The organism is Mesorhizobium sp. M7A.F.Ca.CA.002.09.1.1 (assembly GCF_003998555.1).
GTDB classification, from domain to species: domain Bacteria; phylum Pseudomonadota; class Alphaproteobacteria; order Rhizobiales; family Rhizobiaceae; genus Mesorhizobium; species Mesorhizobium ciceri.
On the sequence record NZ_RZRR01000105.1, the window covers coordinates 1 to 9,650 of the forward strand.

General features: G+C 63.0%; 7 protein-coding genes and 2 pseudogenes. 7 read left to right on the forward strand and 2 right to left on the reverse strand.

What is annotated here, in order from left to right; genetic code table 11:
- Both EN994_RS07260 and EN994_RS07265 read left to right on the forward strand, forming a co-directional pair.
- A pseudogene (locus tag EN994_RS07260) lies at positions 1–193 on the forward strand (hypothetical protein); the annotation flags it as partial.
- Positions 194–494: 301 nt separating this feature from the next.
- Complete coding sequence (locus tag EN994_RS07265) at positions 495–3,176, forward strand: DNA translocase FtsK (protein ID WP_063169455.1); 2,682 nt, start codon at positions 495–497, stop codon at positions 3,174–3,176.
- A 103-nt stretch (positions 3,177–3,279) separates the two neighbouring features.
- On the opposite strand, the gene EN994_RS07270 is transcribed toward EN994_RS07265, so the two are convergent.
- The gene (locus tag EN994_RS07270) at positions 3,280–3,663 is read right to left on the reverse strand and encodes a hypothetical protein (protein WP_127218570.1); all 384 of its coding nucleotides are present in this window, start codon (positions 3,661–3,663) and stop codon (positions 3,280–3,282) included.
- A gap of 345 nt (positions 3,664–4,008) precedes the next feature.
- Positions 4,009–4,665: a fructose-6-phosphate aldolase gene (fsa, locus tag EN994_RS07275; protein WP_024504222.1), complete on the reverse strand. Its 657-nt coding sequence runs from the start codon at positions 4,663–4,665 to the stop codon at positions 4,009–4,011.
- 90 nt (positions 4,666–4,755) lie between these two features.
- Between fsa and EN994_RS07280 the strand changes: the two genes are divergently transcribed.
- The 5 genes and pseudogenes from EN994_RS07280 to EN994_RS07300 form a co-directional block, all read left to right on the forward strand.
- Entirely contained in the window at positions 4,756–6,939 is a 2,184-nt protein-coding gene (locus tag EN994_RS07280; protein ID WP_063169454.1) for a primosomal protein N', read from the forward strand.
- Positions 6,940–6,993: 54 nt separating this feature from the next.
- On the forward strand, positions 6,994–7,689 hold the full coding sequence (locus tag EN994_RS07285; protein WP_063169453.1) for an aspartate/glutamate racemase family protein: 696 nt from the start codon (positions 6,994–6,996) through the stop codon (positions 7,687–7,689).
- Positions 7,690–7,784: 95 nt separating this feature from the next.
- Complete coding sequence (locus EN994_RS07290; RefSeq protein ID WP_013529034.1) at positions 7,785–8,180, forward strand: DUF4345 family protein; 396 nt, start codon at positions 7,785–7,787, stop codon at positions 8,178–8,180.
- Between the two features lie 246 nt (positions 8,181–8,426).
- Positions 8,427–8,987 carry a F0F1 ATP synthase subunit delta gene (locus EN994_RS07295; protein WP_013529035.1) on the forward strand — a complete coding sequence of 187 codons (561 nt, stop codon included), beginning with the start codon at positions 8,427–8,429 and terminating at the stop codon, positions 8,985–8,987.
- Positions 8,987–9,650 (forward strand): annotated as a pseudogene (locus tag EN994_RS07300) (F0F1 ATP synthase subunit alpha); the annotation flags it as partial. The gene EN994_RS07295 and the pseudogene EN994_RS07300, both read left to right, overlap by 1 nt.

A 9,650-nucleotide genomic window follows, 5' to 3' on the forward strand; every position in this document is an offset into this window, starting at 1 on the left:
GGCCGATGCGAAGACCGGCGTGGTGATCGCATCCGGCAAGCGTTCGATCACCTCGTCCTTCGACAGGCCGCGTCAGGAATTCGCCGCATACCGGGCGCAGATCGACGCCGAGAATCGCGCGGCGCGAGAGTTGGCGGAAGCGCTGCAGCTGTCCATTGCCCAGGACCTTGTCCGGCACGGCAAGACCGGCTAGCGCACCTCATCTGCTTCACGAAAACGGTCTGGCGCCCCAGGCATGACGGGATGATCGTGGGATCATGACCAGATTCCCGAACAGAGCCAGATTCTGAACAGAGATTGGCCGAAGAGACCCATCGGCCTGCTATGGCACAGCGAGTAGATCGCGCCACCGCGGTGGGTGCGGCGAGGCGACGATCGTGCCGCGTCGCTCGCGAAGATTTTGGCGCTCAGGATCGTAGGCGACCCATCCGGGAAGCAACTGTTAACCACTCGCTCCCTATTGCTCGGCAGACATTTCAGAGTGAGTCTTGAGAATGGAAGCCAAGCGTTTTTCCCGGGTCAATTTGTCGACGGCCGCACCGCCTGATGATCCCGAGGGGAAGCGCTTCGAGAGCATCGGCGACAGGGGTGATCAGCGAAGTTCTTCCGCCGCAGGCGCCCTTGATCGTATGGCTCGCAAGGAGCCGGACGGTCGGCAGCCCGCCACACGCCAGGCCGGCTATTCCGCGCCTATGGTCGATCTCGGCGGCAACAAGCGGCCCTATATGGAGCCGCGGAGTGGCTCGGACGACACGCCTTCGAAAATCGGCGATATCGAGAGCCCTGCCTGGCAGGAATATTTCTTCCTTGCACCCAACGTGCGTTTTACACGCACGCCGGATTATGAGGCCAGGAAGCATCATCCGCAGCACGAGCGTGTCGTCGAACACGGCGCGACGCGCCCGGCACAGCAAGCCGTTGCGCAACCCATGGTCGGCAGGGCGTCCTCCGCGCCCTCGCTCCTGGCATTGCCGGCGTCGGTGAAAAGCCCTGCCTCCCAGCCGCAGACCGGGCACGCCACGCAAGGGCCACTGCCGCCGGCTGCTGCTTTTGTCCCGTCCGTGCGCGCCAGGGAGAGGGTGCCAGCCGTTGCGCCGGTGCCGCCGAGGACGGTCGCAACGAGACGGGCATCCGCGCGTGCGTCCGTTGCTCCGGGCGCCCCGATCAAAACCGAAAGGCTGCGCTGGCCCTATCTTTCGGATCATGCCTTCTTCGAGGCTATGGCACCCTATCTGGTCGACGTTTCGCCGCCGGCCCGGCAAACCGGTTCAGCGTCGCCTGCGCCGCTCGCCGCAGCGCCAGTCACCACTATGCCGATCGACATCCGTCCGACGACAGGGACCGATGCCACCGCCTTGTTTCGTGTCATCGACTGCCTGCCGGGCCAGGCCTTGAAGCCGTTGCCGGATGTTTGGCCGGCCAATTCGAACCAGGCCGTCGCCCAACCTGACGTGCCGGCGAGCAATGCGCCGTCGCCGGTCCAGCCTGTCGCAATTCCAGCCGCCAAAAGCGTCGCCGTTTCCGCGCCGGCCGCGCCAAGTGCGAACGTCCCTGCCAAGGCCGTTGGCGCCCGCTCTGCACGCTTGCCTGGGGCTGGAAAGGTCGTGCTGTCAACCGCGGGCGATCCCTATGAGCTTCCCTCGGAAGAGCTGTTGCAGCAGCCACCGGAGGGACAAGGCTTCTACATGTCGCAGGAGCGGCTCGAGCAGAACGCGGATCTGCTGGAAAGCGTGCTCGAAGACTTCGGCGTGCGTGGCGAGATCATTCATGTTCGTCCCGGCCCGGTCGTCACGCTCTATGAATTCGAGCCGGCGCCGGGCGTCAAATCTTCTCGCGTCATCGGGCTTGCCGACGATATCGCCCGCTCCATGTCGGCGATTTCGGCGCGCGTCGCCGTCGTGCCCGGCCGCAACGTCATCGGCATCGAGCTTCCGAACGAGATGCGCGAAACCGTCTATTTCCGGGAACTGATCGAATCCGAGGGCTTCCGCAAGACAAGCTGCAAGCTGGCGCTGTGTCTCGGCAAGACGATCGGGGGTGAGCCGGTCATCGCCGAGCTGGCGAAGATGCCGCATCTGCTCGTGGCCGGAACCACCGGCTCCGGCAAGTCGGTCGCCATCAACACCATGATCCTGTCGTTGCTCTATCGGCTGAAGCCGGAAGAATGCCGGCTGATCATGGTCGATCCCAAAATGCTCGAACTCTCTGTCTATGACGGCATCCCGCATCTTCTGACGCCCGTCGTCACGGATCCCAAGAAAGCCGTCACGGCGCTCAAATGGGCGGTGCGCGAAATGGAGGACCGGTATCGCAAGATGGCGCGGCTCGGTGTGCGCAACATCGACGGCTACAACGAGCGCGCCGCCCAAGCCCGCGACAAGGGCGAAACCGTCGTCATGACGGTGCAGACCGGCTTCGAAAAGGGCACCGGCGAACCGCTTTTCGAACAGCAGGAAGTAGACCTGGCGCCGATGCCCTACATCGTCGTCATCGTCGACGAGATGGCCGACCTGATGATGGTCGCCGGCAAGGAGATCGAAGGCGCCATCCAGCGTTTGGCGCAGATGGCGCGTGCTGCCGGCATCCACCTGATCATGGCAACGCAGCGTCCCTCGGTCGACGTCATCACGGGCACGATCAAGGCCAATTTCCCGACCCGGATTTCCTTCCAGGTGACGTCGAAGATCGACAGCCGCACCATCCTGGGCGAGCAGGGCGCCGAGCAGCTGCTCGGCCAGGGCGACATGCTGCACATGATGGGTGGCGGGCGCATTTCGCGCGTGCATGGGCCGTTTGTCTCCGACGCGGAGGTAGAGCACGTCGTGGCGCATCTCAAGGCGCAGGGCCGGCCTGAATATCTGGAAACCGTGACCGCCGACGAGGATGAGGAAGAAATCGACGAGGACCAGGGCGCGGTCTTCGACAAGGGATCGGTTGCAGCCGAAGACAGCGATGCGATCTACGACGAGGCGGTCAAGGTGGTGGTGCGCGACAAGAAGTGTTCGACCTCCTACATCCAGCGCCGCCTCGGCATCGGCTACAACCGCGCCGCATCCCTGGTCGAGCGTATGGAAAAGGAAGGATTGGTCGGCGCACCCAACCATGTTGGCAAACGCGAAATCATCATGGGCCGGCGCCAGCCGGCGACCGTGCCTGAGGATGACGGCGCGGACTGAGCGACCCCGGCCGTTATGGGATCATGCTTCAGGGGATGCTTCAGCTGCGGGTCAAGCTCGTGAATTCCATCACCTATCCCAGCCTAAACCTTAAGCATCTACACTAGCGGTTAGTGACGGCCTTTCCAATGCTGACGACCACATAGGATAACCAGCCAATGACATGCCCGAAGAAATAGATGCACAGTCCCAAATATGTAAGCAACGCAATCACAAATAGCTTCTCACCTAACGCAACATTCGTCACGAAGCCTTGAGGCAACAGGGCAAGAATCCAACCGAAGTGAAGGCCCCAGCTACACCCCCATTGACCACACGTCCGGTTGGCACTCAGCACCGTTGCGCCAAGCCACACGACCGAAATCACTATGAAACTCACCCACGAATAACGTTTGTCCCGAATGAGGCCGTAGATTGAAAATGCCTTTGCGAAAGCGAGTCCTATTGATGCAAGAACAGAAAAGGCGATTGAGATTAGAAGGCTCATGTTCGACCCAGTAGCTAAAACATCGAAGCTACAGCCAGCACCTTTACAAAGGGTTCGACCAAGTCATCGTTTTTTAAGTTCGTCGAAGGGCATCTCTCTAGCGTGATATCCAGGGTATGCTTCAGCAGCGTGTCGATCTGGTGAACTCGATCAAATATCCTGTTTTGAACTTGTCGCTCTCGATTTCAGCTGGATGCAATGCTGCGATGCAGTAAAGCCAAAAGAGCTAGTGCAAGGCACCCAAAAACAAAGACATGGAAAGTCACCCCACCCGCAGCACATAAAAAAGACCGGTTGCCCGGTCTTTTTTCACTGCAAGCGCATTGGCTTCAGCCGATCGCCATCTCAGCCAATCGATTGGCCGGTCTTGGCCCAGTCGGCGAGGAAGGCGGCGAGGCCCTTGTCGGTCAGCGGATGGTTGACCAGGGCCTTCAGGGTCGCCGGCGGCGCGGTCACGACATCGGCGCCGATGAGTGCCGCCTGCTTGACGTGGTTCACGGTGCGCACCGAGGCGACGAGGATCTCGGTCTGGAAATCGTAATTATCATAGATCTGCCGGATTTCCTGGATCAGCTCCATGCCGTCGATGCCGATGTCGTCGATGCGGCCGACGAAGGGCGAGATGAACGAGGCGCCGGCCTTGGCCGCCAGCAGCGCCTGGTTGGCCGAAAAGCACAGGGTGACGTTGACCAGGCGGTTCATCTCGGTGCGGATCGTCTTGCAAGCCTTGAGACCGTCCAGCGTCAGCGGCACTTTGATGCAGACATTGTCGGCGATCTTGGCCAGAACCTTGGCCTGCTGCATCATCTCGGAATATTCGGTGGCGGTGACTTCAGCCGAAACCGGACCCTTGACGATGTCGCAAATCTGTTTGGTGACCTCGGCGATCTTGCCGCCGGATTTGAGGATCAGCGACGGATTGGTGGTGACGCCGTCGAGCAGCCCCAGATCGTTCAGCTCACGGATATCCTTGACGTCGGCGGTGTCGACAAAAAATTTCATGGCGGGTCTCCTGAAGATTTTCATGTGCATGTCATGCACATTTGGGGTCGGCCTTTGATCTAGACCAAAGTCAGGGCAAGGTCACGCCTCATGATCGAAGATTCGCCCTTTGTCGCAGCCGCACCGGTGCTGGTGCCGATGCCCGCCGAACGCCCCTACACCTACGCCGTGCCGGCCGGCATGCGCGTGGTGCCGGGCTCGATCGTGCGTGTGCCGCTCGGGCCGCGCCAGGTCGCCGGCATCGTCTGGGATGGCGCGGTCGAGAAGGTCGACGCGAAAAAGCTGCGTCCTATCGAACAGGTCTTCGACTGCCCGCCGATCGACCGCGCGATGCGCCGTTTCGTCGACTGGGTGGCGCAGTACACGCTATCGCCGCCCGGCATGGTGGCGCGCATGCTGCTCAGGGCGCCGGAGGCTTTCGACCCCGAACCGTGGATCGAGGGGTTGCAGCGCACGCTTCTCGCACCTGACCGGATGACGGGCGCCAGGCAGCGCGTGCTGGAGACGGCCGAAGGCGGCCTTGCCTGGACGCGCTCCGGCCTCGCTCACGCCGCCGGCGTGTCCTCGACGGTGATCGACGGCCTGAGGGCGCAAGGCGTGTTCGAGACCGTGATGATCCCGCCGCGCCCGGTGGTGGCCGCGCCCGATCCCGGCTACGCTATTCCGGAACTGATGCCGGACCAGGGCGCCGCGGCGCAGATGCTGCGCGCCAATGTCGCAGCCGGCGTGTTCAACGTCGCGCTGCTCGACGGCGTCACCGGATCCGGTAAGACCGAGGTCTATTTCGAGGCTGTGGCGGCTGCGCTCGACCAGGGCAGGCAGGTGCTGATCCTGCTGCCGGAAATCGCGCTGACGCATGCCTTTCTCGAGCGCTTCCAGCAGCGCTTCGGCGCCAAGCCGGGCGAATGGCATTCCGACCTGCCGCCGCGGATGCGCGAGCGGGTTTGGCGGCAAGTGGCGGAGGGCGGCGTGCGGGTCGTCGCCGGCGCGCGCTCGGCGCTGTTCCTGCCGTTCAAGGAGCTCGGCCTTATCGTCGTCGACGAGGAGCACGACCCTGCCTACAAGCAGGAGGACCGCGTCTTCTACAATGCGCGCGACATGGCGGTGGTGCGCGGCCATATCGGCAGCTTCCCCGTGGTGCTGGCGTCGGCGACGCCGTCGGTCGAAAGCCGGGTCAATGCCAGCCAAGGTAAATATAACAGGGCGGTGCTTTCCGCTCGCTTCGCCGAGGCGGCGCTTCCGCATCTGAAGGCGGTCGACATGCGGCGTGCGCCGCCGGCGCGTGGCGGTTTCCTGTCGCCGGTGCTGCTCGACCAGATGCGCCAGACGCTGGAGAGGAAGGAGCAGTCGCTGCTGTTCCTCAACCGGCGCGGCTATGCGCCGCTGACCCTGTGCCGGGTCTGCGGCCATCGTTTCGGCTGCCCGGTCTGCTCGGCCTGGCTGGTCGAGCACCGGTTTCGCGGGCAACTGGTCTGCCATCATTGCGGGCACAATGAGCGCCGCCCCGAAGCCTGCCCGGAATGCGGCACGCTCGATCATCTGGTCGCCTGCGGACCGGGTGTCGAGCGCATCGCCGAAGAGGTCGTGACGCATTTCCCCGACGCGCGCACCATCGTCTTGTCGTCAGACCTGATGGGCGGCGTGCGGCGGCTGCGGCTGGAGCTGGAGGCGATCGCCGACGGCGAGGCCGATATCGTCATCGGCACGCAGCTCGTCGCCAAGGGCCACAATTTCCCTAATATGACCCTGGTCGGCGTCGTCGATGCCGATCTCGGCCTTGCCAACGGCGATCCACGCGCCGCCGAACGCACATTCCAGTTGCTCAGCCAGGTGACAGGCCGCGCCGGCCGCACCGGCAAGAAGAGCCTTGGACTGCTGCAGACCTTCCAGCCCGACCATCCGGTGATGCGGGCGATCGTCTCCGGCGACGCCGAGGCTTTTTACGAGCGCGAGATTGCCGAGCGCGAACGGGCCGCCCTGCCGCCCTTCGGCCGGCTCGCCGGCGTCATCGTCAGCGCGGTGACGCGAGCGGAAGCCGAGGGCCATGCACGCGGCCTGCGCCGCGCAGCACCCGAGGCGTCAGATCTGTTCGTGCTGGGTCCAGCCGAGGCGCCGCTGTCCCTGCTCGGCGGCCGCCACCGCTTCCGCCTGCTGATCCAGGGCGAACGGCGCGCCGACATGCAAGGTTTTATCAGGGCCATGCTGGCCAACGGGCCGAAGCAACGCGGCTCGGTCCGGGTGCAGGTCGACGTCGACCCGCAGAGTTTTTTGTAAGGTTGCGCTTTCAGCGATAGGTTGCCCGCAAGCCAGCGAGATGTGGAAACTCATATGAAGACCCTTGGCCTGCTCGGCGGCATGAGCTGGGAATCGACCGCCATCTACTATCGCCTGCTCAACGAGATCGTGCGCGAACGGCTGGGTGGGCTGCATTCCGCGAAACTGCTTCTGTGGTCGTTCGACTTTGCCGAAATCGCCGAGCGGCAGCATCACGGCGACTGGGACGGTGCCGGCGTGCTCCTCGTAGAAGCGGCGCGCAAGCTTGAGGCCGGCGGCGCGGAAGGTCTGCTTTTGTGCACCAACACCATGCACAAACTGGCCGATCAGGTGCAGGCGTCGGTGTCGATCCCGCTGATCCACATCGCCGATGCCACCGCAGTGGCGGTCAAGCGTGCCGGAATGCAGCGTCCGGCGCTGCTGGCGACGCGCTTCACCATGGAGCAGGATTTCTACAAGGGCCGGCTCGCTGACAGATTTGGCTTGGACCCCGTGGTGCCGGATGCGGCCGGGCGCGACATGGTCCATCGCGTCATCTACGACGAGTTGTGCCAGGGCATGGTCAAGGAGACTTCAAAGGCGGCCTATATCGCCGAGACCGAACGCCTGCGCCGCGAAGAGGCGGCCGACAGCGTCATCATGGGCTGCACCGAGATCACCATGCTCATCGGCCAGCAGGATTTCGACATCCCGGTCTTCGACACGACGCGCATCCATGTCGAGGCGGCTGTGGAATTCGCGCTCGGTTGATGCGCGCTGCCTAAAGTACCTGGACCCATCTGGCGCGGGGGCTTTCCTCCGTTAGAATGCCCGGAATTTCAAAACAGGCATCTCGAGGGGACAAGATGGATTTTGCGCTTCCATGGCCGACGAGCCAGGGCGAATGGCTGGCTTGGTCGAGCGCCGTCTTCACGGTGCTGCTCGGGCTTTTGTTCTTCCTGGCGCCGGGTCTCGCCTTTCGTGCCCTGCGCCTGCAGGTCAAGCCAGAGAAGGCTGCGGCGATCGCCGAGGGGCGCGGCAGGATGTCGGGCTTTTATCTGGGTGTCGGCCTGTGCTGTATCCTGCTGGCGCAGCCGCTGATCTACATGGCGCTTGGCTTCTCCTGGCTGTTCACTGCCTTCGGCCGGCTGCTGTCGATGATGTCTGATGGCGCCAACACGCCTTTCAATTGGGTTTCCATTGTGCTGGAATTGGTCCTGGCGGCGTTGCCGCTCGCCTTCGCCTTCGGCTTTCTGCCCTGAATCATTGGGTATTCCGCGATCGAAGACGGGCGACTTTCGCCGGATGCGACAATAGTGCCTGAAAACCATGCGGAACGACGCATTGCGGTCTTAAAATGCCTGTGCTAGACGGCAATCGACTTTCGGCCGGGGATAGCGGAAGCCGCGCCTCCGTGCTCGAAAAAATGCAGTAAGGTCAAAGATTTAGCCAGAGTTTTTGCTCGCGCCAACAATCTACGGCCTGTCAGACAAGAGAAAAGACGGTCCGTGGCTCAATCGTCATCGCCAATCTCAGGTGTCGCAGAACGCTATGCGGGTTCGCTGTTCGAACTCGCCCTGCAGGCAAATTCCGTGGCCAAGGTCGAAGCCGACCTCAACAGTTTCGAAATCATGCTCGCGGGCAGCGCTGATCTCACCCGGCTGATCAACAGCCCGGTGTTCTCCAGCGAGGACCAGGCGAAGGCCATCGCGGCGATCGCCGACAAGGCCGGGATCACCGGCCTCACCGGAAATTTCCTGCGCGTCGTCGCCCGCAACCGCCGGCTGTTCGCCATTCCCGGCATGATCAGGGCGTTCCGCCAGATATCAGCCGAACACCGTGGCGAGACCGCTGCTGAAGTGACGTCGGCTCACGCGCTGACGGCTGTCCAGCAGACCGAACTCAAGGCGGCGCTGAAGAGCGTTGCCGGCAAGGACGTGGCTATCTCCGTCACCGTCGATCCGTCGCTGCTCGGCGGGCTGGTGGTCAAGATGGGCTCGCGCCAGATCGATACGTCGCTCAAAACCAAACTCAATTCGCTCAAGCTTGCACTGAAAGAGGTCGGCTGATGGACATCCGCGCCGCGGAAATTTCCGCAATTCTGAAAGACCAGATCAAGAATTTCGGCAAGGAGGCCGAGGTCTCCGAAGTTGGACAGGTGCTGTCCGTCGGTGACGGTATCGCTCGTGTCTACGGCCTCGACAATGTCCAGGCCGGCGAGATGGTCGAATTCCCCGGCGGCATCCGCGGCATGGCGCTCAACCTCGAAGCCGACAATGTCGGCGTCGTCATCTTCGGCGCCGACCGCGACATCAAGGAAGGCGACATCGTCAAGCGCACCGGCGCCATCGTCGACGTTCCCGTCGGCCCAGGCCTGCTCGGCCGCGTCGTCGATGCGCTCGGCAATCCGATCGATGGCAAGGGTCCGATCAAGGCAGTCGAGCGCAAGCGCGTCGACGTCAAGGCGCCCGGCATCATTCCGCGCAAATCGGTGAACGAGCCGATGTCGACCGGCCTCAAGGCCATCGATGCGCTGATCCCGGTCGGCCGCGGCCAGCGCGAGCTGGTCATCGGCGATCGCCAGACCGGCAAGACCGCCATCATCCTCGACACGATGCTCAACCAGAAGTCGGTGCACGACAACGGCCCCGAGAAGGAAAAGCTCTACTGCGTCTACGTCGCCGTCGGCCAGAAGCGCTCGACCGTCGCGCAGTTCGTCAAGGTGCTGGAAG

Coding starts and splice junctions, on each gene's coding strand:
- EN994_RS07280 (WP_063169454.1), top strand. CDS start 4,756: ATGATCGAAGATTCGCCCTTTGTCGCAGCCGCACCGGTGCTGGTGCCG.
- fsa (WP_024504222.1), bottom strand. CDS start 4,665: ATGAAATTTTTTGTCGACACCGCCGACGTCAAGGATATCCGTGAGCTG.
- EN994_RS07270 (WP_127218570.1), bottom strand. CDS start 3,663: ATGAGCCTTCTAATCTCAATCGCCTTTTCTGTTCTTGCATCAATAGGA.
- EN994_RS07265 (WP_063169455.1), top strand. CDS start 495: ATGGAAGCCAAGCGTTTTTCCCGGGTCAATTTGTCGACGGCCGCACCG.
- EN994_RS07290 (WP_013529034.1), top strand. CDS start 7,785: ATGGATTTTGCGCTTCCATGGCCGACGAGCCAGGGCGAATGGCTGGCT.
- EN994_RS07285 (WP_063169453.1), top strand. CDS start 6,994: ATGAAGACCCTTGGCCTGCTCGGCGGCATGAGCTGGGAATCGACCGCC.